The organism is Streptomyces sp. NPDC060064 (assembly GCF_042736455.1).
In the GTDB taxonomy this organism is placed as follows: Bacteria; Actinomycetota; Actinomycetes; order Streptomycetales; family Streptomycetaceae; genus Streptomyces.
The window spans coordinates 25,901-51,335 of record NZ_JBHWWF010000030.1; the positions used below are offsets into that span (position 1 = coordinate 25,901).

The window sequence follows — 25,435 nt, forward strand, 5'->3', positions numbered from 1 at the left end:
CGGACGCTGTTCGCCGCATGCGTTCTCCGCACGCTTTCGCGCCGCACACGGTCACTCCACGGCGCCGCCCACGCGGTCCTGGCGTGGCGGCGCCATCGCGGGTACGGGCAGTCGCAGCCGTACGGAGAGCAGGGCGGCCAGGGCCGCGAAGCCGGCGCCGACCAGCAGCGCGGACCGGAAGCCGGCGGTCTCGGCGCCGGCCCCGTCAGCCGCCCCGGTGCCGGTGGTCGCGACGGCCACCAGGACGGCGAGTCCGAGGACCGAGCCGAACTGCTGGCTGGTGTTGATGAGTCCGGAGGCGAGCCCGGTCTCCTCGGGCGCGGCGTCCGCGGTGGCGGCCACATTGGTGGTGACCATGACCAGCGGCAGAGCGATGCCGAGGACCATGCTGGGCGCGAGGACCGTGCTGAGGAAGGTGCCGTCGGCGGCGAGCGCGAGCGCCAGCCAGACCATGCCGGCGAAGAGCAGTGCGAAGCCGAGCCTCATGGTGGATCCGAGCCCGATACGGAGGATGAGACGGCCGGTCTGCGGCGCGACGGCGACGACGACGAGCGACAGCGGCAGCAGTCCGAGGCCGCCGGTCAGCGGGGACTGTCCGAGCACGCTCTGCAGATAGAGGCTGACCAGGAAGAACATCGGGAACAGCGCCATCTGGGCCAGCGCGCTGAGGAGGTTGGCGAGGCGCAGTGCGGGCCGGCGCAGCACGGCGGGTGGCACCAGCGGGCGGGCGATCCTCGACTCGACGACGGCGAAGGCGGCGAGGAGGGCGAGACCGGCGCCGCCGGCGGCGAGCGTGCGCGGGGAGGTCCAGCCCGCCTCGCCCGCGCCGACGAGTGCGTACGCGATCAGGCCGAGGCCGCCGGTGGCGGTGAGCGCGCCGCCGACGTCGAAGCCGGGCTGTGCGCTGCGCGTCCCCCCGTCGAGAAAGCGCAGTGCGAGTAACCCGAGCACAAGACCGCCGAGCACATTGAGCCAGAACGTGGAGCGCCAGCCGAGCAGATCGGTGAGTACGCCACCGAGCACGGTGCCCAGTACACCGCCGAGTCCGCCCATCGCGGCGAACACGCCGAGCGCCTTGTGCCGGCCGGGCCCGTCCGGGAAGAGGTTGAGCAGCAGCGCGAACGCCGCGGCGGCGGCGAGTGCGGCCCCCACGCCCTGCACCGCCCGCGCGGCGATCAGCGCGCCCGCCGTCCCGGCGATGCCGCCGGCCGCGGAGGCGGCGGCCAGCAGTCCGAGGCCGGTGAGGTAGAGCCGCCGGTGGCCGAGCAGATCGGCGGTGCGGCCGCCGAGCAGCAGCAGCCCGCCGAAGGTGATCAGATACGCGTTGGCCACCCAGGACAGACCGGCCGAGCCGGAGCCGAGGTCGTCGCCGACCGACGGCAGCGCGACATTGATGATCGCGGTGTCCATGATCAGCAGCAGCTGGGTGGAGGCGAGCAGCGCGAGCGCGGCGCCCGTTCGGGCCGAGGTCACTTGCCGGTCCTCAGGCCATAGCCGTCGAGGCAGGCCTGGGCCAGCTCCTCGCAGCTCTCGGCGCCGCCCGCCCACGTCTGCATGGTCAGATAGACGTGCGGGGCGCCGTGGTAGAAGCGCTCGTACTGCTCATGGCGTCCGGCGAACTCCGAACCGAGTGCGTCCCAGACCAGCTTGAGCAGCTTGATCCGGTCCTCGGCCCCAGTGCCGGGCGCGCGCAGGTACTTCTGGACGACGGGACCGAGCTGAGGGTGGAGCAGGTCCTCGGCGGACGCGGGCAGCTGGATGACGCCGCCGCCCGCGAGCAGCTTGATCTCCTGGACGGCGCGCGGGTAGAGCTCGCCGGCCATGATGCGCTGGGCGAAGGAGATCTCCTGGCCGGGCATGACGCCGCCGCGGCCGCCGTCGACCTGTTCGCAGTCGGCCTCGGCGGCCAGTACAAAGGCCTTGGCCTGGGCGACCATGCCGAGCAGCCGGCCGACCGACTGGGTGACGGGCGGCAGTTGGTACGTCTTGTTGGCGCGGGTCAGCAGGATGGCGAGGCCGGTGAGGAATTCGAGCTTGGTCCAGAAGCGGGTGGCCGCCTGGTGCCCGAAGTTGAGATAGGCAGGGGTCTGCCACCACATCGCGCCGGTCGCCTCGACATTGCGGTAGGTCAGCACCCGCTCCCACGGTACGAAGACCTCTTCGCACACGAGCAGCGCGTCGTTCTCGTCGAAGCGGGAGGAGAGCGGGTTGTCGAAGACGCTCCGGGCCTGTGCCTCGTAGGACGTACGCGAGACGAACTTCAGGCCCGGCGTGTCGACCGGGAGGGAGAAGCACAGCGCGTGCTCCACGTCCTCCGGGGCCAGCGGCTCGATCGTGCCGACGATCACCTCGTCGGCGAAGACCGCGCCGGTGCCGATCATCTTCGCGCCGCTCACCACGATCCCGCCGTCCTTCTCGGCGACGACCCGCACCACCAGATCGTCGTCCCCCTTGCCGGAGTGCGGGTTGGTGATGGTGAAGGCCGAGTACAGATCGCCCTCGGCGAGCCTGCGGTGGAAAGCGAGAGCGTTCTCGGCGCCGTCGAAGGAGTCGGTGGTGAACAGCCGCGGCACGGCGGCGAAGCCGGCGGCACCGCCCGCCATGTAGTCCGGCGTACGGCCGAGGAAGCCGAAGCTCGACTCCGCCCACACCTTGTACGCGGTGCGACGCGCGACCAGGTCCTCGTACGAGCGCGGTACGGCGAAGGCCCGGTGGACGCCGCCGGAGGTGAGCACTTCGCTGTACTCGGAGTCGTGCGCCAGGTCGTACAGGCCGGCGATCGACGCCGCGGTGTTGCGGAAGCCGGCGTGGCGGGTGACGTCCTTGACCCGTTCGCCGTCGAGCCACACCTCGCGCCCGTCACACAGCGACTCGAGGTAATCCTGGCCGGACCTGGTCAACGTCTCTCCTCAAACGGATGGCTCTCGACTCAGCGAGCCTGTATCCCGCCAAGGACGCAGGGCAATGAACGACCGTCCAGCGGTAGTTAATAACCGGCCAGCCTTGCAGCTGAGGGGCTTCCCGACCGGTACTCCCCCGGCGTCATTCCGTACCACTTCCGGAAAGCGAGGTGGAAGCCGACGGCGCTCTGGTAGCCGACGCGCTGCGGCACGGCCGACTGCGGCAGCGAGGTCTCGCCGAGCAGTCGGGCCGCCTCCTGCATCCGCCGGCCCGTCAGATGCCGTGCGGGCGCCTCGCCGACCAGATCACGGAAGGCGGCGGTGAAGGCGGAACGGGACATGCCGACCTCGCGGGCGAGCGACTCGATGGTCCAGGGCTCCGCGAACCGGGTCGCGATGATCACCATGGCCTTGCTGATGCCCGGGTGGCGCAGCACGGGCAGCGAGGAAGGGTTGTCGGCGAGCTCGCGCAGCAGCGGCCGCAGCGCGAGGACCAGCGCCATCTCGAAGGCGCGCAGCGTGATCAGCCGGTCGCCGGGACCCACGGGCCGGTCGGTGGCGGCGAGCAGCCGCAGCGTGTCGCGCAGCAGCGGCTCCTTGTCCACCTGGGAGCCGTCGAGCACCAGCGCCCAGGGCAGCGCCTTGTAGAGGCCGGTGGCGGCGCTGGCGTCGTAGTGCAGTCCGGCGCAGAGGAGGCGGCTCTCGGGGCCTTCGCCCTCGATCCTGATCTCGCCGGAGGTGCCGGGCTGGCGCTCGGGCAGTACGGCGGCGAGCGCCACGCCCCGCCGGTCGGGCCGGTCGGAGAGCCGGTGGGCGGTGCCGGTGGGGAACACGGCGAGGTCGCCTTCGTGCAGTTCGAGCGGGGTCTGGTCCTCGCCGGTGATCCAGCAGCCGCCCTCGGTGATGAAGTGGAGTACGGCGCAGCTCTGTTCCGCGTCGCCCTCGATGGCCCAGGGTGCGCTGACATGCCAGCGGCTGTCGAAGACCCCGGTGAGACGGAGGGGTTTCAGCAGTTCGCTGAGGAGATCGTCGCCTTCGGATTCCGTGGGTTCCATTGGACGATCCTTCAACCTCCGCCCCGGTTTGTTAATTGATCGGCCGAAGCCACCGACGCGAGCCTGGAAGAGCCGTTCACGGCAGCAGTCACACCCTATCGAAGGGCTCATCAGACTTATGTCCGATCACAATCCGATGCGCGTAGCGGTTGTGGGGGCGACCGGCTTCCAGGGCGGTGCGACGGCCCGCCTGCTGGCCGAACGGAACCACCGGGTCCGCACACTGAGCCGCAAGTCCGACGCGGACCGCCCGGAGCTGCCCGGCATCTCCGTCGCCGGCGGTGACCTCGGGCGCTATGAAGACGTACGCCAGCTCTTCGCAGGGGCCACACACGCCGCGGTGGTGCTGCCGCTCGTGTACCAGGCCGAGCGGGTCATGACGTACGCACAGCACATCGCGAAGGCGGCCCGCGAGGCCGGGCTGCGCCGACTGGTCTACAACGCCAACACCCGTATCCCGGACCGGACCACGAATGTCGCGGCTTTCGAGACGCGCCGGCTCGCCGAGACGGTGTTCCGGGAGAGCCTCGCCCAGAGTGGCGTGGAGGTCGTGGTCGTACGACCGCCGGTCTATCTCGACAACCTCTTCAGCCCGTGGAACGGCCCGGCGCTGGTGAACGAGGGTGTGCTCGCCTATCCCCTGCCGGCCGACACGCCGACCGCGTGGATCTCGCACCGGGACCTGGCGGAGGCGGTCTACGCGGCGCTCACCGTGGACGGTGTGGCGGGCCGCACCTTCGACATCGGCGGTGCGCAGACGCTGACGGGCAGTGAGCTCGCGGCGGCGTTCGGGCAGGGGCTCGGGCGCGATGTCCGCTACGTACCACTGGAGCCGGGCATCTTCGAGCAGGGGCTGGCGCAGATCCTTGGCCGCGAGGCGGCGGCCGGAGTGGCGGGGATCTACCACTACATGGCGAGCGGCGCGGAGCCCGGTCTGCTGGCGGGCGACGACGGCGCCACCGCGGAGGCGCTCTCGGTGAAGCCGGCGCCGGTGGACGATTGGGTGGCGCGGCAGCCGTGGCAGATGTGGTCGGGTGAGGAGTCATGAGCGGAAGGAAGCCCGAGCCGAGCTGGGGCGCGTAAGCAGTCGGCCGAGACCGGTCCCGTCACTTGACGGGGCCGGTTTCTTTGCTTCCTGCGGAAACCAGTTCGAGCCCGCGAGGTTCCTGTGCCGTCACCAATGCTCCGGCAAACCCGATCAGGGCCCGTGCAAACCCGATCAGGGCTCGCGAGGTTCTTGTGCCGCCATCCACGCCCTAGTAGTTAACAAACCACCGGATTGCCCACCCGAGGGTCGTGGGAAGGCTCCTCCGGTACGCATGCGATCGCGCACCTCTCACAGCATTCTTTCCGCCCACCCGAGTGAACGCGGACAGGAGCGGCCATGCCCACAGCCCGCCAGTCGCCGACTGAGCAGCTACAAAGAACAACCAAACCTCGTAAAAAGAAACAACCCGCTCAATCCGCCCTGCCCGCACAGCCCTCAGGTGATCCCATGATCGGTCGCATCCCCGTCCTGGACGTCCGCCCCCTCGTCGACTGTGGAAGAAGGCCAGCGAAAGCGGTGGCAGGTGAGACCTTCCAGGTCACCGCCACCGTCTTCCGCGAGGGTCATGACGCGGTCGCCGCCAATGTCGTACTGCGCGATCCGAGCGGTCACCCCGGCCCCTGGACCCCCATGCGCGAGCTCGCGCCCGGCGCCGACCGCTGGGGTGCCGACGTCACCCCGGATGCCGAGGGCCGCTGGACGTACGCCGTCGAGGCCTGGAGCGACCCGGTCGCCACCTGGCGGCACCACGCCCAGATCAAGATCCCCGCCGGTATCGACACCCCCCTCGTGCTGGCCGAAGGCGCCGACCTGTACGAACGCGCCGCCGCCGGAGTGCCCAAGAACGACGGGCGCGAGGCCGTGCTCGCCGCCGTCGACGCGCTGCGCGACGCCGCGCGGCCCGCCGCCGCGCGGCTCGCCGCCGCCCTGGCCCCGGACGCGGCCGCCGCGCTCGCCCGGCACCCACTGCGCGAACTGGTCACCACCTCACGCCCGTTGCCGCTCCTCGTCGAGCGGCAGCGCGCGCTGTACGGCTCCTGGTACGAGCTCTTCCCGCGCTCCGAGGGCGCGGTCGTCAAGGAGGGCGCGCCGCCCGTCTCCGGCACCTTCCGCACCGCGGCCGAACGGCTGCCCGCCGTCGCCGCGATGGGCTTCGACGTCGTCTATCTGCCGCCCGTCCACCCCATCGGCACCACCTTCCGCAAGGGCCCCAACAACAGCCTCTCCCCCGGCGCCCACGATGTCGGAGTGCCCTGGGCCATCGGCTCGGCCGACGGCGGCCATGACGCGCTCCACGCCGATCTGGGCACCCTCGAGGACTTCGACCACTTCGTCGAGACGGCAGCCGCCCTGCGCATGGAGGTCGCCCTGGACTTCGCGCTCCAGTGCTCGCCCGACCATCCCTGGGTGACCGAGCACCCCGAGTGGTTCCACCACCGCGCCGACGGCTCGATCGCGTACGCCGAGAACCCGCCGAAGAAGTACCAGGACATCTATCCCATCGCCTTCGACCAGGACATGCGCGGACTGGTTCGCGAGACGCTGCGGGTGCTGCGCTTCTGGATGGAGCACGGCGTACGGATCTTCCGCGTCGACAACCCGCACACCAAGCCGGTCATCTTCTGGGAGAAGGTGATCGCGGACATCAACCGCACCGATCCCGATGTGCTCTTCCTGGCCGAGGCGTTCACCCGCCCGGCGATGATGCACACCCTCGGCGCGATCGGCTTCCAGCAGTCGTACACGTACTTCACCTGGCGCAACACCAAGCAGGAGCTGACCGACTACCTCACCGAGCTCTCCGGCGATGCCGCTTCCCATATGCGGCCCAACTTCTTCGTGAACACGCCCGACATCCTGCACGCCTACCTCCAGCAGGGTGGCCGCCCGGCGTTCGAAGTACGCGCGGTGCTCGCCGCGACCATGGCGCCGTCCTGGGGTGTGTACGCCGGCTACGAGCTCTGCGAGAACACGCCCGTGCGGGCAGGCAGCGAGGAGTACCTTCACTCGGAGAAGTACCAACTGCGGCCGCGCGACTGGGAGTCGGCGGAGCGCGAGGGCCGCACCATCGCCCCCCTGATCACCACCCTCAACCGGCTCCGCCGCCGCCATCCCGCCCTCCAGCAGCTGCGTGACATCCACTTCCACCACACCGACAACGACGCGGTGATCGCGTACTCGAAACGGTCGGGCTCGAACACCGTCCTCGTGGTCGCCAACCTCGACCCCCACCACACCCAGGAGGCCACAGTCTCGTTGGACATGCCGCATCTCGGCCTCGACTGGCACGAGAGCGCACCGGTGCGCGACGAGCTCACCGGCGAGACCTATCACTGGGGCAGGGCCAACTATGTGCGCCTCGAGCCGGGCAGCACGCCCGCGCACATCCTCGTTCTGCGACCGTCCCCGCCGATCGGAGGGTCACCCACATCATGATCGTCAATGAGCCCGTCCACGACACGTTCGAGGACACACCCGCCAAGGATCGCGACCCCGACTGGTTCAAACGGGCCGTTTTCTACGAAGTCCTCGTGCGGTCCTTCCAGGACAGCAACGGCGACGGCATCGGCGACCTCAAGGGCATCACCGCCAAACTGGACTATCTGCAGTGGCTGGGAGTCGACTGCCTCTGGTTGCCGCCGTTCTTCAAGTCGCCGCTGCGGGACGGCGGTTACGACGTCTCCGACTACACCGCCGTGCTCCCGGACTTCGGCGACCTGGCCGACTTCGTGGAGTTCGTCGACGCCTCCCATCAGCGGGGCATGCGCGTCATCATCGACTTTGTCATGAACCACACCAGCGATCAGCACCCGTGGTTCCAGGAGTCCCGCAGCGCCCCGGAAGGGCCGTACGGCGACTACTACGTCTGGGCCGACGACGACAAGCAGTTCCAGGACGCCCGGATCATCTTCGTCGACACCGAGACGTCCAACTGGACCTTCGACCCGGTGCGCAAGCAGTACTACTTCCACCGCTTCTTCTCCCACCAGCCCGATCTCAACTATGAGAACCCGGCGGTGCAGGAGGAGATCATCTCGGCCCTGCGCTTCTGGCTGGACCTGGGCATCGACGGCTTCCGGCTGGACGCCGTGCCGTACCTGTACCAGGAGGAGGGCACCAACTGCGAGAACCTCCCCGCCACCCACACCTTCCTCAAGCACGTACGCAAGGTGATCGACGCCCACTACCCGGACACCGTGCTCCTCGCCGAGGCCAACCAGTGGCCGGAGGACGTCGTCGACTACTTCGGCGACTTCCCGGTCGGCGGCGACGAGTGCCATATGGCGTTCCACTTCCCGGTGATGCCGCGGATCTTCATGGCCGTACGGCGCGAATCGCGCTATCCGGTCTCCGAAATCCTCTCCAAGACACCGGCGATCCCGAAGAACTGCCAGTGGGGCATTTTCCTGCGCAACCACGACGAGCTCACGCTCGAAATGGTCACGGACGAAGAGCGCGACTACATGTACGCGGAGTACGCCAAGGATCCGCGGATGCGCGCCAATATCGGCATCCGCCGGCGGCTGGCCCCGCTGCTGGACAACGACCGCAATCAGATCGAGCTGTTCACGGCGCTGCTGCTGTCGCTGCCGGGCTCGCCGATCCTGTACTACGGCGACGAGATCGGGATGGGCGACAACATCTGGCTCGGCGACCGGGACGCCGTACGCACCCCGATGCAGTGGACACCGGACCGGAACGCGGGATTCTCCTCCAGCGATCCGGGCCGGCTCTACCTCCCGACGATCATGGATCCGGTCTACGGCTACCAGGTCACCAATGTGGAGGCGGCGATGGCCTCGCCGTCCTCGCTGCTGCACTGGACCCGGCGGATGATCGAGATCCGTAAGCAGAACCACGCCTTCGGACTCGGCTCGTACACCGAACTGCCCTCGTCGAACCCGGCCGTGCTCGCGTTCCTGCGCGAGGCCCCGTCAGTTGACGGACACGGGGACGATCTCGTGCTCTGCGTGAACAATTTCTCGCGTTTCGCGCAGCCCACCGAGCTCGATCTGCGGAGGTTCAGCGGACGCCATCCGGTGGAGCTCATCGGCGGAGTGCGATTCCCGGCCATCGGTCAGTGGCCCTACTTGCTGACTCTCGCCGGTCACGGCTTCTACTGGTTCCGGCTGCGGAAGGATTCGGCTACGACCTGAGTCACATCTGGGGACAGGTATGTCCCGCGGGGCGGTTTCCGCCGCCCCGCACCGGGCACTCTCCCCTTCATCCCCGCGCGCCGCCGGACAGCCACTGCTGTAATCCGGGACACTCTGCGCATTCGTGGTGTACCCGGGGAAAGGACGCGATGCCATGTCGGAGGCTGCATCCACCCGGACTCCCGTCGCTCTTCTCCCGTCACTCGCCCCACTCCTGCACGAATGGCTGCCCCGGCAGCGCTGGTTCGCCGGCAAGGGCCGCCCTGTCACCGGGTTCTCGCCCGTCTCGGCGACCGAACTGCTGCCGGTGGACGGCCCAGGTGCCGGACTGCTGCATCTGCTCGTGCGCGTCCAGCAGCATGGACCTCCCGCTCCGTCCACGAACGACTGCTACCAACTCCTGCTCGGCGTACGCCAGACACTGCCGCCGTATCTCGCGCCCGCGCTGATCGGCCGTCCCGCGGAGGGCCCGCTGGCCGGGCTGACGGTCTACGAGGGCGTGCATGATCCGCGTCTCGCCGAGCTGATCCTGGAGCGGCTGCGCACACCCGGCGTGCTCGGGCCGCTCCGCTTCGACCGCCTCGACCGCGGCCCGGCCATTCCCGGCGGGCTCACCGCACGGCCGCTGGACGCCGAGCAGTCCAACTCCTCGCTGGTGTACGGCGATGCGTACATCCTCAAGCTCTTCCGCCGGGTCCATCCGGGCCCCAATCCCGATCTCGAGCTGCCGCTCGCGCTCGCCCGCGCCGGGTGCGGCCGGGTGCCCGCACCCGTCGCCTGGTACGAGTCCACCACGCCGGAGCCGTACACCCTCGGTGTTCTGCAGCCGTTCCTGCGCGGCTCCGAGGACGGCTGGCTGCTCGCGCTGGAGTCGCTGGCGGACGGGCGCTCCTTCACCGCAGAGGCCTGCGCGCTGGGCCGGGTCACCGCCGAGGTCCATGCGGCGCTGGCCGGCGCCCTGCCGACCGTGATGCTGCGCCGGCAGCAGGCCGAGCATCTGGCTGCGGCGATGTCGGAGCGGCTGGACGCGGCCGCGCAGGCGGTGCCCGCCCTGCTGCCGTACGCGCCCCGGCTGCGCGCCGCCTTCGACGCGATCGCCGCGCTGGGCAGGCGCGGCCGCGCCTGGCGGGCCCAGCGCGTGCACGGCGACCTCCATCTGGGGCAGACCCTGCTCGGCGCCGGTTCCCCCGGTGTCTCCGGATCCTCCGACGGCGACGGCCACTGGTCGGTCATCGACTTCGAGGGTGAGCCCGCGCGCCCGCTCAGCGAACGGCGCAGGCCGCAGCCCCCGGTACGCGATGTGGCCGGCATGCTCCGCTCGTTCGACTACGCGGCCCGTACGCACCGCCCGTGGAACCCGGCCTGGGCGGAGCGCTGCCGTACGGCGTACTGCGAGGGCTATGCCGAGATCTCCGGCGCCGATCCGCGCACCGAGCCCGAACTGCTGCGCGCGTACGAGACGGACAAGGCCGTGTACGAGGTCGTGTACGAGGCCCGGCACCGCCCCGACTGGCTGCCGGTGCCGATGGCGGCGATCGACCGTCTGGCCGCCCTCACCTGATCCCCCCACAGCCCAAGGAGGCCGACCCCGTGACCGCCCGACCCCCGTCCCGTAATTCGTCCGACCCCGATGTACCGAATCCGACGGCAGCGGCCGGGCCCGGCCGCAAGCAGCCCGCCGCGCCACGGCCGCGCGCCGGCGGCAGTCATGGCGTACGGGCCGCGCGACCGCTCGCGGCCGGGGACAGGGAACGGCTGCTGGCCGGCACCCACCACGATCCGCACGGGCTGCTCGGCGCGCACTCGGTGCGGGGCGGCGTCGAGCTGCGCGCGCTGCGCCCGTACGCGCGGGCGGTGACCGTGCTGGCCAAGGGGCTGCGGGCCGAGCTGCACGAGGACGGCGACGGGTTCTTCTCCGGTGTGCTGCCGCTGCGTACGGTTCCGGAGTACCAGCTGCTGGTCGCGTACGACGCGGGCGAGGCCACCGAAGAGGACGAGAGCCCGGGCACCCTCGAGATCGAGGTGCAGGACCCGTACCGCTTCCTGCCCTCACTCGGCGAACTCGATCTGCATCTGATCGGCGAGGGCCGGCACGAGGAGCTGTGGAAGGCGCTCGGCGCGCATCCGATGACGCACCAGGCCGTCACCGGGACCCGGTTCACCGTCTGGGCGCCCAACGCCCGCGGCGTGCGCGTCGTCGGCGACTTCAACTACTGGGACGGCACCGGCCATCCGATGCGGTCACTGGGCTCGACGGGCGTGTGGGAGCTGTTCGTCCCGGGGGTGAGCGAGGGCGCGCTCTACAAGTTCGACATCACCCGCCCGGACGGCTCGCACACCCTGCGCGCCGACCCGATGGCGCAGCGCGCCGAGGTGCCGCCCGCCAATGCCTCGATCGTGACCGAGTCCCATCATGTGTGGCGGGACGAGGAGTGGATGGCGCACCGCGGCGACCTGCCGGTGCACGAGGCGCCCCTCTCCGTCTACGAGGTGCACCTGGGGTCCTGGCGGCCCGGCCTGACCTATCGCCAGCTCGCCCTCCAGCTCCCCGCGTACGTCAAGGACCTGGGTTTCACTCATGTCGAGCTGATGCCGGTCGCCGAGCACCCCTTCGGCGGTTCCTGGGGTTATCAGGTCACCGGTTTCTACGCACCGACCTCCCGGATGGGCACCCCGGACGATTTCCGCTTCCTCATCGACTCCCTGCACCGGGCGGGCATCGGGGTGCTGGTGGACTGGGTGCCGGCGCACTTCCCGAAGGACGACTGGGCGCTGGCTGCTTTCGACGGCCGCACGCTGTACGAGCACGAGGACCCGGCGCGTGCCGCGCACCCGGACTGGGGCACCCTCGAGTTCGACTACGGCCGCAAGGAGGTGCGGAATTTCCTGGTCGCCAACGCGACGTACTGGTGCGAGGAGTTCCATATCGACGGGCTGCGGGTGGATGCCGTCGCCTCGATGCTCTACCTCGACTACTCCCGCGAGCAGGGCGAATGGTCGCCGAACGTCCACGGCGGCCGGGAGAACCTGGACGCGGTCGCCTTCCTCCAGGAGATGAACGCCACGGTCTACCGACGCTGTCCCGGCGTCGTCACCATCGCCGAGGAGTCCACGGCCTGGGACGGCGTCACCCGTGCCACCCACCATGTGGGCCCCGGCGGCTTCGGCGGCCTCGGTTTCGGCCTGAAGTGGAACATGGGCTGGATGCACGACTCGCTGGGCTATGTCACGCACGAACCGGTGCACCGCAAGTTCCACCACAACGAGATGACCTTCTCGATGGTGTACGCATACAGCGAGAACTATGTCCTGCCGATCTCGCACGACGAGGTGGTGCACGGCAAACGGTCGCTGGTGAGCAAGATGCCCGGCGACTGGTGGCAGCAGCGCGCCAATCACCGCGCCTATCTGGGCTTCATGTGGGCGCATCCGGGCAAGCAACTGCTCTTCATGGGACAGGAGTTCGCGCAGGGCGCGGAGTGGTCGGAGGGCCATGGCCCGGACTGGTGGCTGCTCGACCCGTCGTACGCGGCGGAGGCGGACCACCGCGGGGTACGGCACCTGGTCAGCGATCTCAACGCGGTGTACGGCGCGACTCCCGCGCTCTGGCAGCGCGACACGGTGCCCGAGGGCTTCGCCTGGGTGGACGGCGACGCGGCGGAGGACAATGTCTTCGCCTTCCTGCGCTACGACGCCTCGGGCGCACCGCTGCTGGCCGTCAGCCATTTCTCGCCGGTGGTCCGCCATGAGTACCGCCTCGGTGTGCCGGACCCGGGCCAGGCATGGACGGAGGTCCTCAACACGGACGCGGCGCGCTACGGCGGCGGCAATGTGCTCAACGAGGATCCGCTGAAGCCGGAGTCGGTGCCGTCGCACGGCCGCCCGGCCAGCATCCAGCTGACACTGCCGCCGCTGGCGACGGTGTGGCTGCGCCCGGCGTGAACGTATGTCCTCGATCGCCGGGCGGGCTTGTCCTTCCGGCCCGACCGGCGATCGAGGACGCACCGGCTGCCGGTCGGACCCGGTCAGCCGGCGCGGTCACCGCGACAGGCCGCGGCCGCGGTCCGTACGCACCACCCCCAGGCGCTGGGTGGCGCGGGTCAGCGCCACATAGAGGTCGTTGGTGCCGTGGGCCGAGCCGGCGCGGATCAGCTCCGGCTCGACGACGATCACCGTGTCGAACTCCAGGCCCTTCGCCTGGCGGGGGTCGAGCAGCACCACGGGCCGGGTGAGGTCCGGTTCACCGCCGCTCGGGACATCGGGCAGCTCGGCCGCGAGGGCGGTGTGGAGCCCGGCCGGGGCGATCACCGCGAGCCGCCCCTCGTACGGGGATCCGGCCACCCGCTCGGCGACGGTCCGTGCGAGCTCGTCCGGGGCGACAGCCACCTCCCATGGCCGTACGCCCGTGGAACGCACCGAGCGCGGCGGCTCGAAGGCGGGGTCCTCGCGGCGCCGCACGTCCGCCGCGAGCTCCATGATCTCGGCGGGCGTACGGTAGTTGACGCCCAGTCGGTTGTGCTGCCAGCGGTCGCCGACGTACGGCCCAAGGATCTCCTGCCACGACCCGCAGCCGGCCGCGTCACCGGTCTGGGCCGGGTCGCCGACCAGGGTCATCGAGCGCGTGGGGCAGCGGCGCATCAGCAGCCGCCACGCCATCGCGGACAGCTCCTGCGCCTCGTCGACGATGATGTGCCCGAACGCCCAGGTCCGGTCGGCGGCGGCGCGCGCGGCCGCGCTGCGGTGGTCGGCCTCCTCCTGGCGCTCGGCCATCCGCTCGGCGTCGATGATGTCGTGCGCGGCGAGAACCTCGGACTCCTCGTCCTCGAACTCATACGTCTTGGAGCCCTGCGAGAGCTCGAGGACACCCTGCGCGTAGGCGATCCGGTCCTGCCGCTCGGCCTCTGCGGCGGCCCGTTCCGCGCTGTCGTCGACGCCGAGCAGCTCGGCGGCCTCATCGAGCAGCGGCACATCGGCCGGCGTCCAGGCGCCGTGCGTACGCCGGAGGATCTCGGCTTCCTCGTGAGGCAGTTGGGCCTCGGGCTCGGCGAGGAAGTCGGCGACGAGCTGCTGCGGGGTGAGCGAGGGCCAGAGCTCGTCGATCGCCGAGTGCACCTCGGCGCTGGTGGCGATCTCCTTGCCGAGCTGGGCGATGTCGTCGGGGCCGAGGAGGTTCGGTCCGCCGTACGGATCGGCACCGAGCCGGTCCACGAGCTGTTCGGTCAGCGCGTCGATGATCCGGAAGGCGAAGCGCGGCCGGGCCAGATTGTGCGGCAGCCCGGTGGCGCGGGCCCGGTCGCGGGCCTCGTACGCCATCTCGCGGTGGAGCAGCAGCGTCCCGTGCTCCTCATGGTCGATCTCCAGCGCGGGCTCGGGCAGCGTCCCGCTGTCCTCGTGGTCGACCCCGGGCACCGACTCGGGGAGCGTCTGCCGGTCGCGTACGACACGGGCCAGCACATCGGCCATCTCCGCACGGCCCTTGACGGCCGCGGCCCGCTGAGTGTCGGTCCCGGTGGCCCGTACGCCGGGATAGAGCTCCGCCATGGTGGACAGCAGCACCCCGGTCTCGCCGAGCGAGGGCAGCACCTCACCGATGTAGCCGAGGAACGCCGGGTTCGGCCCGACGATCAGCACGGCGCGGCGGGCGAGCTGCTCGCGGTGCGCGTACAGGAGATAGGCGGCCCGGTGCAGCGCGACCGCGGTCTTCCCGGTGCCGGGCCCGCCCTCGACGACGAGCACGCCACGCTGCGGGGCGCGGATGATGCGGTCCTGCTCGGCCTGGATGGTCTGCACGATGTCGCTCATCCGCCCGGTACGCGCGGCCCCGAGCGCGGCGAGCAGCACGGCGTCCGCGTCGTGGTCCTCGTACCCGGTGCGGGTGGCGTCGGCGAGATCGAGGATCTCGTCGTGCAGCGCGGTGACGGTGCGCGCCTTGGTGGTGATGTGCCGGCGGCGGCGCAGGCCCATCGGCTCATGGCCGGTGGCGAGGTAAAAGGGCCGCGCGACGGGAGCCCGCCAGTCGATGAGGAGAGGGGTGCGCTCCGTATCGTCCTGTCGCATTCCGATACGTCCGATGTGGTGCCTGGCACCGTCCTTGAGATCGATGCGCCCGAAACAGAGTCCGGAATCCACGGCATTCAGTCCGGACAGCTGTCCGGACTGTTCCGCGACGCTGACATCGCGCTCCACGCGGGCCTGAAGACCGGTCGCGGCCTGCCCGATCGCTGTCCGGACCGCACCTTCGGCCTGCTCGCGAAGCGCGTCGAGACGCTTGTAGAGCAGGGAGACGAATTGCTGCTCATTCTGCAATTCCTCGGTTGACAATTCAGCTCCTGACGCGATACGGTGTCCCCAGTGAACTTCTCCGTGTGCTTTAGCGTGCGTGAACACGGAAACATCCAATATACGCAGAGAAATACCCCGGCCGTCAATTCGGTCCGGGGTATTTTTCTGCGCCGAAGCGTCGCCGAGGAGTCCGGCCGAGACACCTGGACGGGGCGGAGTCCGTCGCGCTGCTGCGCAAGTACGGACCCGATCAGCTGGAACAGCCGGGCGGGACGCTGCTCGCCCATCTGGAACGGGTGCGCGAGCGACTGGCCCACTGGGGCGCGCGGCCGTAGCTCCGGCCGGACGGGCTGTGCCATGCGTTCTACGGAACGGACGGCTTCGCGACAGTCCTGCTGCCGCTGGGGCGGCGGGACGTGCTGGCGGCCGCTGTCGGTACGGAGGCGGAGGAGCTCGTGTACTTCTACGCGAGCTGCGACCGGAAGGCTTCCTACGGGACGTCGGCGGAGGACGACGCTGCGTTCCGCGACCGGTTCACGGACGTGACGTACACACCGAGCCTCCAGCAACGTCAGGACTTCGCCGAGCTCACCGCCGTCAATGAACTCGACCTCGCCCAGACAGACGGCAGGTCCTGGTCCCGGCACGGCCGGTGCTGTTCACCGCGTGGCGGCCGCTGCTGAGCGAAGCCGCGCGCCAGGATGTGCGCCTGGTCACCGGCGACGGCCTTCAAGGGCACAAGGACGGCGCGGACTAGGTGTATTGACCTGCAGCGTTGTTCACGCGGCTGATGGGTGGCTGGCCTGCGAGTGCGGTGTGGCAGCGGTGGTGGTTGTAGGTGTGCAGGAAGTCTGCCAGGGCGGTGGTCCGCTCGGTGTTGCTGGTGTAGGGCCGCAGGTAGGCCCATTCGTCGAGCAGGGTGCGGTTGAAGCGTTCGACCTTGCCATTGGTCTGGGGCCGGTAGGGCCGTATGCGCTTGTGCGTGATGCCGGCCGTAGCGAGTGCGTCTCGCCAGAGGAACGACTTGTAGCAGGAGCCGTTGTCGGTGAGCACGCGTTCGACGGTGATGCCGTGGTCGGTGAAGAAGGCGTGGGCCCGCTGCCAGAAGGCTGCGGCGGTCTCCTTGCGTTCGTCGGTCAGGACTTCGCTGTAGGCCAGGCGGGAGTGGTCGTCGACGGCGGAGTGGATGTAGCTGTAGCCGATCACCGGCTTGCTGCTTTTGCGCCGGTCGGTGGTGGCCTGCCGGTTGCGGTCGCCGGCCGTCCTGCCGACCGTGCGCCAGCCGCCGCCGTCAGGGATGTTGCCGAGTTTCTTGATGTCGACGTGGACCAGCTCGCCGGGCCGGGCCCGCTCGTAGCGGCGGATGGGCTCGCCGGTCGGCCGGTCCAGCCAGGCCAGCCGGTTCAGACCGTGGCGGGCGAGGATGCGGTGCACGGTCGAGGCCGGCAGGCCGAGGATCGGGCCGATGCGGGCCGGGCCCAGCTTGCGGGCCTGGCGGAGTTCGCAGACACGAGCCTCGACAGCGGCGGCCGTGCGGTGCGGGACGGTGTGCGGCCGACTGGAGCGGTCCTGCAGACCCGCATCGCCCTCCGCCCGCCACCGGCGCACCCACTTGTGAGCCGTGGCCCGCGAGATCCCCATCTCGGCGGCCACGTGAGCGACCGGCCGTCCGGAACAGACACGTTCAACCAGCAACTGCCTCCCGAAGACAGTCAACCGGGCATTACGGTGGGACACGAAGGCCTCCGGGCGGTGAAGATTCGACACCTCCACCACACACGGAGGCCTTCGCCATGATCAAGACCCGTGCGTGTCAACAACGCTCGTGATCAATACACCTAGCCGCGCCGGATGGTGATGGTCGTCCAGGCGCCGACGTGGACCTGGTCGCCGTCGTTCAACGGGATGGGCACATAGGGCTGGAGCGGGTCCTCGGCGCCGTTGAGCGTGGTGCCGTTGGTGGAGTTCTGGTCGACAACGGCCCAGGAGCCGTCGGGCTGCTGGACCAGCACCGCGTGCTGGTGCGAGACGCCCGGGTCCTCCGGCGGTACGGACAGATCGATGTCGGGGGACTCGCCCGTGGAGTGCCGGCGGCGGCCGATGGTGATCTGGTTCCCGGTGAGCGGCAGGTGCTGCTCGGGCGAGTACGCGGGCAGATTGAGGCCGGTGGCCTCGGGGCCGCTCCGCTGCATCATCGCCAGGAAGTACTCACGGTCGGGCGCGATGACGGCGGTCCAGCCCGCGGGGGTCTGGTACTGCGGCGGCTGCTGCCGGCCGGGCTGCTGGCCCTGCTGCTGGCCTTGAGGTCGGCCCTGCTCCTGGGCGTACTGCTGCGGCATCGGCTGCTGCTGGAAGGGATCCCCCGGCTGCCGGAACGAATCCGGCTGCTGTGGCGCATGCGGACTCTGTGGTGCCTGGGGCTGCGAGGGTGGGGAGAGTATCCAGTCGTCGCCACCGCCCGTCTGCTGGGGCTGCGGCGGGGCGGGCGGAGCAGGCTGCTGGTACGCGGGCGGCGCCGGCGGGCCGGGCTGCGCCTGCGGGTTGGGGAACGGATTGTGCGGGAAGGACGGCGGGGCCGGGGGACCCGGCTGTTGCTGGTACGGCTGCTGCTGGGCCGGCGGTTCGTTCGTCAGCGGCTCGGCCGGCCGGTTCATCTGCGAGGGCCGCGAGCTCTGGTAGTCGTACGGATCATGCTGCGGCGGCTGATGCGGCTGCTGAAGGTGCGGCGGCAGGGGCGGGGGCGGCAGCGGTGCCGACGCCTGCGCGGGCTGGGACTGGAAGCCCGGCGGAAGGTTCAGCCCGGGGGGCTGCTGGGACGGAGCCACCGGGGTGTACGACGTCGCCGTGTGCGTGAGGAAGTTGTACCGGCACTCCTCGCAGAACGGGGCCATGGCCTCGCGCGGGGTGCGGCACTGCGGGCAGAGCTCGGCCTGGGCGGTGGCGTTCGGATCGCCGGGGCCCGGGTAGCCGTAGGCCGGCGGCGGCGGGGGAGGCGGCGGCGGAACGGCACCCGCGGGAGCGCCAGGACCGGCCATGCGGTGGCCACAGACCTCGCACCAGTCGTCGGAACCCGACTGGTGTCCGTTCGGGCAGGTCGGCATGTCGGCGCTTCCCCCTCTCCTTGTTCGGCCCGAGGGCCGTTCACATCAGTGCTTCTGCTGCTACTTCTTCACACGAACCGTCTTGGTGGAGCGCGTTTCGAGGGTCATCTCGTCGGCTTCCGCGACCTTCGCCTTCAGTCGCACAGTACCTGTCGCCGCATCGACGACGTCCACCACCTTCGAAAGGAGTTTCGCAGTGTCCTCGTTCCCCGAGTCCGCCGCGAGCTGTACCGCACGGCCCAGTTTGGCGGTCGCGCCGTCGAAGTCGCCCGACTTGCGGGCATCCAGCCCCTGTTGGATGACTTGTGCCAGTTCGGCCTGCCCCGTGTAGTGCGCGACCTGGGGGTTGATCGAGGTGGACGCCACCATGTCGTCCGTCCACACCGCCTTGACGAGCCCTTGCGAAAGCACCTCGGGAGCGCCGCCGTCCGCCGCCGGAATGATCAGCGAGACCCGGGCCGCGAGCATCTCCTGGCCGATGCCCGCCTCCGGCACCTGGACGCACACGTGGTAGTCGCGGGACTCGTCGCCCCAGGAGCCGGTCGGATAGTCCCCGGCCCGCGGCCCCGCCTCCGTACGCCGCCCGGTCAGCTCCTCGACCGTCGGCGCCACCTGCTTGACGAACTTGATCTCCACGCCGACGGGCGTCCACAGCCGCAGGGCCACATCCGCGATCTCCTTGCCCATCGCGTTCTCCATCATGCTGGTGAAGTCCGCGGCCAGCCCGGCCGGGTCGGCGACGATATCGGCCGTGCCGAGCAGCGCCGATGCGATGCCGGTGACCTCCTTGACCTCCCAGTCCGTGCCGACTCCGCGGGCGTCGCAGGTGAAGCGGCCCGCGTTGGAGTCCAGGGCGGACCGCAGGTCCTCCGGGGACTCGTGCTCATTGCGCCCGTCGGTGAGCAGGATGCCGTGCCGGATCGGGACGTCGGAGGAGGCCAGCAGCCGGTCGGTCAGCCGCAGCCAGGTGCCGATCGCGGTGCCGCCGCCCGCGCTGAGCCGGCGTAGGGCCTCCTTGGCCTGGCCGCGGGTCTGCGCATCGGCGACCGCGAGCCGGCCGCCTCCGGGATAGACCTCGCTCGCCACATGCGTACCGGCGACCACCGCGAAGGCGACACCGTCGCGCAGGGTGTCGATGGCGGCGGCCGTGGCATCACGCGCATTGCGCATCTTGGTCGGCGGATAGTCCATGGAGCCGGAACAGTCGACCATGATCACCACAGCGGCGCTCGGTGCCTGCCCCGGTATGTACGAGGGGGAGGACGACGCTCCCGCCAGCGGCGCCCCGCCGCTGGTGCCGCCTCCGGTGGAGGCGACCGTGACGATCGCGTTGACCTCGCGGCCGCCCTCCGGCAGAAATTCGTTCTGGTACACCTCGACGGAGAACTGCGGCACCTGGGATTTGGAGAAATTGGCCATCTGATCGGCTCCTTGAGGCTCCACTGTGGCGGCGAGAAAAGGACACGGGTGTCCCGCGGGCGACGGCTCGCCGGACATATCGGGGCTCAAGCCTTGTTGTAGGCCGATCCTGCCCCTTGGTGCGGCACGGCGAACGGCAGGACGGCCACTGTTACGTTGTCGTGGCCGCCGCCGTCGAGCGCATGACCGACCAGTACCTGCGCGCTGTGCAGCGGCCGGTCCGCGGCATCCACCGGGATGGCCCGGGCCATTTCCTCAGCGCCTTCCGCGTAGTTCCACAGGCCGTCCGTACAGACCACGACCACACCGGGCCGGTCGGGCTTGAAGGAGGCGGTGTGCGGCTCGAGTTCGTACGCATCGGCTCCCAGCCACCCCGTGATGGCGTGGGCGCGCTCGTCGGCGTACGCCTCCGCCTCGCTCATCAGGCCGGCCGACACCATCTGGGCGGCCCAGGAGTCGTCCTCCGTGAGCCGGGCGGGCGGGCCGCTGCGGTCGTCGGGCACCCAGTAGGCGCGACTGTCGCCGACCCAGCCGATGACCAGCAGACCGGCGCCGGCCACCGCGCCGACGATCGTGCACGCGGGTGCGTTCTGATGGCGGTGCGGATCGTGCTCCATGGCCTCGGCCTGACCGGGGTCCACGGCAAGGGAGTTGACCGCCTCGGAGGCGGCGATGATCGCCTCGTGCATTGCCTGCTGGGGGTGTGTGCCGCGCGGCAGCGACTCCAGCAGCAGTTCGTTGGCGGCGCTCGCGGCGGCCTCCGAGGCTTCGTCGGGGCGGGTCGCCGAGGAGACCCCGTCGCAGACGATCGCGACGACGGCGGGTGAGCCGTCCGGCAGAGCCGTGCAGGAGACCGCGAACGAGTCCTCGTTGCGGTGGTGGCGCAGCCCGCGGTCGCTGACGGCGGCGACCGAGCCCAGCTCCTGCTCCATGTGGTCGCGCTCGCGTGGCTGCGCGTGGCCGCAGTTCTCGCAGTAGCCGTCGGTGTCGACATGGCCGGCGCGGCAGGCCACGCAGAGCTTGGTGCCGGGCGCGGAAGGAGTGGCGGGCGCGGAAGGGGTGGCGGGGTCCACGGCGCGCGGGTCGGCGGCCACGGCGGTGCCCGCATCGGGTGCGGCCAGCTCGAAGTCGCCGCTCGATGAGGCGCTGGCGTCGGCGGACGCCTCATGGCCGGGCGGATCGTCGTACCGCACGGCCGATGCGGACAGCTGACCGCCGCCCGAGGTGGTACCCGCCAGATCGTCCGGCAGATGTACCGGCGCGGGCGTGCCCGAGGTGTCCGTCCCGGTGGCCGCCGGCCACTCGACGGGAGTGCCGATGGCGACGGTGGGACGGTCGTCCCGGGGTGCGGGCGCGGCCGACAGGTCGTACCCGCACGCACCGCAGAACAGGTCACCCGTCTCCAGCGGTTCCTCGCAGCTGGGGCATGTCGCCCCGGTGGCCAGCTGATGCTGCTTCTGCGACGACATCAATCACACCCACGTCCGGGGGCGGAAGCGGTTCGCCCGCTCCACCAGGTCTATCCGCTCCTCGCCGCGCTGGGCGAGCCGGGCGAGCACCCGGTAGGAGCGTTCCAGCCCGAAGCGCAGGCCGCGCTCGTCCAGTTCGCTGCCGAGCAGCACGGTCGCTGCGCTCTGTATGTTCGGTGCGGTCGGTACGGACGGCTGGACTCCGGGACTTCCGGAGAGTACCCAGTCGAGAGCCGTCCCGAGTACTTCTGTGGACAACTGCTCACGGCGCACCGCGTCCAGACCGAAGTCCTTCAGGGCGTCCACCTGCGCCGCGGCCGCCGTCAGGTCGTCGATCAGGGGGTCGTGCGCGGCGCGTCGCCGCAGTCTCGCCCGTACGGCCGCGACCCGCGCCGCCGTGTAGTGGATCGACGCCTCGGGTACCGACTCCAGGGTCCGTACGGCTCCGGCCCGGTCGCCCGCCGCGATCTGCACCCGGGCCAGGCCGAACGCGGCGCTGACATAGCTCGGGTCGGTCGTCCACACGAGGCGGTAGTACTCCGCGGCGTTGTCCAGCTGGCCGAGCACCTCGGCGCAGACGCCCAGCGCCAGCTTGGGCGCGGGCTCGCCGGGGAACGCGTCGTAGATCGCGTCGAAGGAGAGCGCCGCGACCTCGTTCTCACCGGTCACCAGCGAGGTGAGACCGCGGTACCAGACGACGCGCCAGTCGTCGGGATGCTGGCTCTCCAGTGTCGCCAGCGCCCTGGTGGCGGAGTCCAGTTCGCGCATCTCAAGACGGGAGCGCAGCTCGCGCAGCCGGGTCTCGGGGGAACTGGCGGCCGCGGAGTGCAGCGCGGCGATCAGCTCGGCGGGCGCGGAGGCCATGAGGCCGGCGAGGAAGCCGGCGTTGGGGTCGTTCGGGTCGACGCGCGGCACGGGCAGCGCGAGCGAGGTCGCCCGGGTGTCGAGCACCGCGAGATGCGGTGCGAGGGACAGGCCGGCGGGCGGCGCGCCGAGGCCTTCCGCACGCGGCGCGGGGATCGCGGCGGCCGGTGACGCGTAGGGGTTGGCGACTGCGGCGCCCGGGATTCCGGCGCTTCCGGCGCCCCAGGGGTGGGCCGCCGGACCGGCGCCCACCGCGGCCGATCCGTCCACCGCGGCCGCACCGTTTCCGGTGGCCGGACCGTTCCCGGCGGCCGTCCGCTTGGCGCGCCCGCGGCCCGAAGGCTGCACCACCCGCGCGCCCAGCTGCGACACGTCCCCCGTCAGCTCCGCGAACAACTGCGTGTCCGTGACCCGTAGTTCCGGGCCGAACAGCGTGGACAGCGCAGGCCGCGGGCGACCCGTCTGAATCGCCACGACCTCCCGGAGCACGCCCGTCAGCTGCTCCGCCATCTCCTGCGCCGAGGCGAACCGCCGCGCCGGATCCGGGTCCGTCGCGCGCACCAGCAGCCGGTAGAAGGACTCGTACGTCCGGAAGACCTGGATGTTATCCGGGTCGGGCAGGGAGTCCACGAACACATTGGTGTAGCCCTGGAAGTCGAAGGTCAGCACGGCCAGCGTCCGCGCGACCGTGTACAGGTCCGAGGCCACCGACGGGCCGACCTCGGCGACTTCCGGCGCCTGGTAGCCGACCGTGCCGTAGATCGCGGACTCGTCGTCGTCCATCCTGCGGACCGCGCCCATGTCGATGAGCTTGAGCTGGTCCTGCTGCTGGATGGCGTTGTCGACCTTGAAGTCGCAGTAGAGCAGGTTTCTGCTGTGCAGATGCCCGAGCGCCTCCAGCGCCTCGATGCCGTACGCGCACGCCTGCTCGACCGGCAGCGGGTCGCGTTTGCCGTCCGCTCCGCGCCGGTCGTTGGCGATTTCCTTCAGCGATTTTCCGCCGACGTACTCCATGACGATGTAGCCGTCGAGAGAGCCGGTCCGCTGGTCGAGGTGCTCGACGAAGTTGTAGATCCGGACGATGTTGGAGTGCTCGATCTCCGCGAGGAAGCGGCGCTCCGAGATTGCCGCCGCCATCGCGTCCTGGTCGCCCGTGTCCAGCAGACCCTTCAGCACCACCCAGCGGTCGGACACCGCACGGTCCACCGCCAGATAGACCCAGCCCAGGCCGCCGTGGGCGAGACAGCCCATGACTTCGTACTGCCCGTGCACGATGCCGCCCTCGCTCAGCTTCGGCACGAAGGAGTACGGGTGCCCGCACTTGGTGCAGAAACCTTCCGTACGGCCGGCGCGCTCACCGCGCGAACGTCCCACCGCAGCCCCGCAGTCGGAGCGTGAGCAGAACCGCTTCCGCTCCGGGACCTCGGGGTTCTCCATCACCGCCGAGCGCGGATCGGGGCGCGGCACATCCGGTACGGAGACCAGGCCGGCTCCCAGGCGGTTGCGGCCGGACGCGCCGGAGCTGGTGCCGGAGCTGCGCACCGAGACCGAACGGGACGAGGTGCTGCTGCCGGAGAGCGAACGCGACAGCCGGCCGGAGACGGAACGGCGCGAGGTCGACGAGCGCGACGAGGCCCGCGAGGAACGTGAACTGCTCCGTGCGGAACTGCTGCCCCGGCCGCCGCCCGTGATGCCGGTGGGCTGCGAGGCCACCATGCCGGTGGGCGAGACGACGGGCGCAAGACCGCAGGTTTCGCAGTACAGCTCACCGCTGCCCATGTCCTCGTAGGAGCCCTCACAACCGGGGCGCTGACAGTGCTTGTCCTCGCTCATGAATCCCCCCTGCGGTCAGTGGGCCCGGACGGTCCGGACTGTTTCGGGACCAGTACTTCCGCGGCGGCCTGCTGATAGCGCAGCACCGCCTGCTCGGCGACCCGCAGATCGCACGGCGCGCTCCACAGCATCCGGCGGGCCGCGTCGTACCGCTCGATCAGCAGCGGATCCTCCGCCATCCCGTGCCTGGCCACCTTCGCCTTGTACGCGTCCAGGCGGCCGCGCAGCTCGGCGCGGACCGCGAGCGGCGCCGTGACCGCGGTCAACGACTCGCGGGCGCGCAGCAGTTCGTCCTCGGCCTCGCGCTCCAGGGACTCCAGCAGCGGCGACAGCCGGTGCCACTGGGAGTACCTGCGGTACTCGGCGGCGGTGGCGAGCCGCTCCTGCAGTATGGTCGGCGGGCCGCTGACCGCGGGCACCTCGGATGCCGCGATCTTCGCCAGCACCTCGCCGCGCGCCGAACGCGCCTCGGTCAGCGTCCGGTCGGCGCGCGAGAGCACATCGCGCAGCCGGAGCAGCCGCGCCTCCGAGTCCTGCCGGACCTGGAGCACCGCCTCGATCTCCCGGCGGATGTCCTCCAGGGCCCGTGCCGCCCGGTCGTAGCGGTCGGTGTCGGGCCGGCCGCCGCCCGGGGCCGAACTGCCGGGCGCGGACCGCCAGAAGGCCAGCGGGTCGGAGATCACCTGGGCGCGCAGTGTGGACAGTTCGTGGGTGATCGACTCCAGCTCGTCGCCGGCCGGGTGCTCCCCGGGCCGTACGCCGACGGAGTGCGCGAGCGAGCGGGTGCGCTGCAGCTCGGCGGAGAGCAGGTCTATCCGCGCGGGCAGCGCGGACCACACCGAGTCGGCCGTCACCACCATGTCCAGCGAACTCGCGTACAGCTCGTTCATCCGGGCCACCAGCTCCTCGAGCGTGAACTGCTCGGAGAGCTTGGCGGGTCCGGTGATCGAGGGAGCCGGGTGAGCGGCGGAGCTGGCGATCGTGACGCTGCGGCCGCGCAGCCGGTCGGTCAGCTCCACCAGGTCCTCGCGACTGGGCCAGCGCCGCCTGGCGCGCAGCTCACGCGTGTCGTTCAGGGCGGCGGTGTACGCGTCGAAGTACCCCCACAGCAGCGTTATCGCCTGCTCGGTGGAGGTCCAGCGGTCCTTGGTGACGCCCGTCAGCCCGGCACCTTCGAGGAGCCTGCGGCCCGCGTGGTCCTGCAGGGCGAGGAGCGACGTCTCGATCGCCTCGTGCTCCGCGCCGAGCCGCGCCAGCGCACGGTCCACCTCGTCCCGGTCCATCACCGGCCCGGTGGGTCCCGCGAC

16 protein-coding genes and 1 pseudogene are annotated in these 25,435 nt (G+C 70.6%); 7 read left to right on the forward strand and 10 right to left on the reverse strand.

Features of this window, described 5'->3' with window-relative positions:
- Nucleotides 1-51: 51 nt before the first annotated feature.
- The 3 genes from ACFWDI_RS29910 to ACFWDI_RS29920 form a co-directional block, all read right to left on the reverse strand.
- Entirely contained in the window at nt 52-1,473 is a 1,422-nt protein-coding gene (locus ACFWDI_RS29910) for an MFS transporter (RefSeq protein WP_385308710.1), read from the reverse strand.
- On the reverse strand, nt 1,470-2,900 hold the full coding sequence (locus ACFWDI_RS29915; RefSeq protein ID WP_385308712.1) for a 4-hydroxyphenylacetate 3-hydroxylase family protein: 1,431 nt from the start codon (nt 2,898-2,900) through the stop codon (nt 1,470-1,472). The genes ACFWDI_RS29910 and ACFWDI_RS29915 overlap by 4 nt, the downstream gene beginning before the upstream one ends.
- Nucleotides 2,901-2,986: 86 nt before the next feature.
- On the reverse strand, nt 2,987-3,955 hold the full coding sequence (locus ACFWDI_RS29920) for an AraC family transcriptional regulator (protein WP_362680245.1): 969 nt from the start codon (nt 3,953-3,955) through the stop codon (nt 2,987-2,989).
- A gap of 136 nt (nt 3,956-4,091) precedes the next feature.
- Here ACFWDI_RS29920 and ACFWDI_RS29925 point away from each other — a divergent pair, with 136 nt between their 5' ends.
- The 5 genes from ACFWDI_RS29925 (at nt 4,092) to glgB (ending at nt 13,102) form a co-directional block, all read left to right on the forward strand.
- Entirely contained in the window at nt 4,092-5,003 is a 912-nt protein-coding gene (locus ACFWDI_RS29925; protein ID WP_385308714.1) for an SDR family oxidoreductase, read from the forward strand.
- 447 nt (nt 5,004-5,450) lie between these two features.
- Nucleotides 5,451-7,439, forward strand: a complete 1,989-nt coding sequence (locus ACFWDI_RS29930) for an alpha-1,4-glucan--maltose-1-phosphate maltosyltransferase (protein ID WP_385308716.1) — start codon at nt 5,451-5,453, stop codon at nt 7,437-7,439.
- Complete coding sequence (gene treS / locus ACFWDI_RS29935) at nt 7,436-9,160, forward strand: maltose alpha-D-glucosyltransferase (protein WP_385308718.1); 1,725 nt, start codon at nt 7,436-7,438, stop codon at nt 9,158-9,160. Before ACFWDI_RS29930 ends, treS begins: the two co-directional genes overlap by 4 nt.
- A gap of 154 nt (nt 9,161-9,314) precedes the next feature.
- Nucleotides 9,315-10,721 (forward strand): maltokinase, encoded by a 1,407-nt coding sequence (locus ACFWDI_RS29940; protein WP_385308720.1) that lies wholly within the window; start codon nt 9,315-9,317, stop codon nt 10,719-10,721.
- Nucleotides 10,722-10,750: 29 nt separating this feature from the next.
- Entirely contained in the window at nt 10,751-13,102 is a 2,352-nt protein-coding gene (glgB, locus tag ACFWDI_RS29945; protein WP_385308722.1) for a 1,4-alpha-glucan branching enzyme, read from the forward strand.
- Between the two features lie 96 nt (nt 13,103-13,198).
- Here glgB and ACFWDI_RS29950 read toward each other — a convergent pair whose 3' ends face one another.
- A complete protein-coding gene (locus ACFWDI_RS29950) occupies nt 13,199-15,217 on the reverse strand; it encodes a HelD family protein (RefSeq protein WP_385308724.1) in 2,019 nt (672 codons plus the stop codon).
- An 18-nt stretch (nt 15,218-15,235) separates the two neighbouring features.
- On the opposite strand from ACFWDI_RS29950, the gene ACFWDI_RS29955 reads away from it, so the two are divergent.
- Together ACFWDI_RS29955 and ACFWDI_RS29960 are read left to right on the forward strand one after the other, a co-directional pair.
- On the forward strand, nt 15,236-15,478 hold the full coding sequence (locus ACFWDI_RS29955) for a hypothetical protein (RefSeq protein WP_385308726.1): 243 nt from the start codon (nt 15,236-15,238) through the stop codon (nt 15,476-15,478).
- Nucleotides 15,479-15,729: 251 nt separating this feature from the next.
- Nucleotides 15,730-16,125: pseudogene (locus tag ACFWDI_RS29960) on the forward strand (DUF6817 domain-containing protein).
- Nucleotides 16,126-16,195: 70 nt separating this feature from the next.
- Here the strand turns inward: ACFWDI_RS29960 and ACFWDI_RS29965 are convergent.
- From ACFWDI_RS29965 to ACFWDI_RS29990, 6 genes are all read right to left on the reverse strand, one after another.
- Complete coding sequence (locus ACFWDI_RS29965; RefSeq protein ID WP_385308728.1) at nt 16,196-17,179, reverse strand: IS481 family transposase; 984 nt, start codon at nt 17,177-17,179, stop codon at nt 16,196-16,198.
- A gap of 101 nt (nt 17,180-17,280) precedes the next feature.
- Complete coding sequence (locus ACFWDI_RS29970) at nt 17,281-18,543, reverse strand: FHA domain-containing protein (protein WP_385308730.1); 1,263 nt, start codon at nt 18,541-18,543, stop codon at nt 17,281-17,283.
- Nucleotides 18,544-18,603: 60 nt separating this feature from the next.
- On the reverse strand, nt 18,604-19,962 hold the full coding sequence (locus ACFWDI_RS29975; RefSeq protein WP_385308732.1) for a VWA domain-containing protein: 1,359 nt from the start codon (nt 19,960-19,962) through the stop codon (nt 18,604-18,606).
- 86 nt (nt 19,963-20,048) lie between these two features.
- A complete protein-coding gene (locus ACFWDI_RS29980) occupies nt 20,049-21,431 on the reverse strand; it encodes a PP2C family serine/threonine-protein phosphatase (RefSeq protein WP_385308734.1) in 1,383 nt (460 codons plus the stop codon).
- Nucleotides 21,432-21,434: 3 nt separating this feature from the next.
- Nucleotides 21,435-24,128: a tetratricopeptide repeat protein gene (locus ACFWDI_RS29985; RefSeq protein WP_385308736.1), complete on the reverse strand. Its 2,694-nt coding sequence runs from the start codon at nt 24,126-24,128 to the stop codon at nt 21,435-21,437.
- The gene (locus tag ACFWDI_RS29990; RefSeq protein WP_385308806.1) at nt 24,125-25,411 is read right to left on the reverse strand and encodes a hypothetical protein; all 1,287 of its coding nucleotides are present in this window, start codon (nt 25,409-25,411) and stop codon (nt 24,125-24,127) included. Before ACFWDI_RS29990 ends, ACFWDI_RS29985 begins: the two co-directional genes overlap by 4 nt.
- Nucleotides 25,412-25,435: the final 24 nt, after the last annotated feature.

Bases quoted from the DNA above. Each gene is read 5' to 3' on its own strand.
- ACFWDI_RS29930 (WP_385308716.1), top strand. From the start codon at position 5,451: ATGATCGGTCGCATCCCCGTCCTGGACGTCCGCCCCCTCGTCGACTGT.
- ACFWDI_RS29940 (WP_385308720.1), top strand. From the start codon at position 9,315: ATGTCGGAGGCTGCATCCACCCGGACTCCCGTCGCTCTTCTCCCGTCA.
- ACFWDI_RS29950 (WP_385308724.1), bottom strand. From the start codon at position 15,217: ATGCGACAGGACGATACGGAGCGCACCCCTCTCCTCATCGACTGGCGG.
- treS (WP_385308718.1), top strand. From the start codon at position 7,436: ATGATCGTCAATGAGCCCGTCCACGACACGTTCGAGGACACACCCGCC.
- ACFWDI_RS29990 (WP_385308806.1), bottom strand. From the start codon at position 25,411: ATGGACCGGGACGAGGTGGACCGTGCGCTGGCGCGGCTCGGCGCGGAG.
- ACFWDI_RS29975 (WP_385308732.1), bottom strand. From the start codon at position 19,962: ATGGCCAATTTCTCCAAATCCCAGGTGCCGCAGTTCTCCGTCGAGGTG.
- ACFWDI_RS29920 (WP_362680245.1), bottom strand. From the start codon at position 3,955: ATGGAACCCACGGAATCCGAAGGCGACGATCTCCTCAGCGAACTGCTG.
- ACFWDI_RS29925 (WP_385308714.1), top strand. From the start codon at position 4,092: ATGCGCGTAGCGGTTGTGGGGGCGACCGGCTTCCAGGGCGGTGCGACG.
- ACFWDI_RS29985 (WP_385308736.1), bottom strand. From the start codon at position 24,128: ATGAGCGAGGACAAGCACTGTCAGCGCCCCGGTTGTGAGGGCTCCTAC.
- ACFWDI_RS29980 (WP_385308734.1), bottom strand. From the start codon at position 21,431: ATGTCGTCGCAGAAGCAGCATCAGCTGGCCACCGGGGCGACATGCCCC.
- ACFWDI_RS29970 (WP_385308730.1), bottom strand. From the start codon at position 18,543: ATGCCGACCTGCCCGAACGGACACCAGTCGGGTTCCGACGACTGGTGC.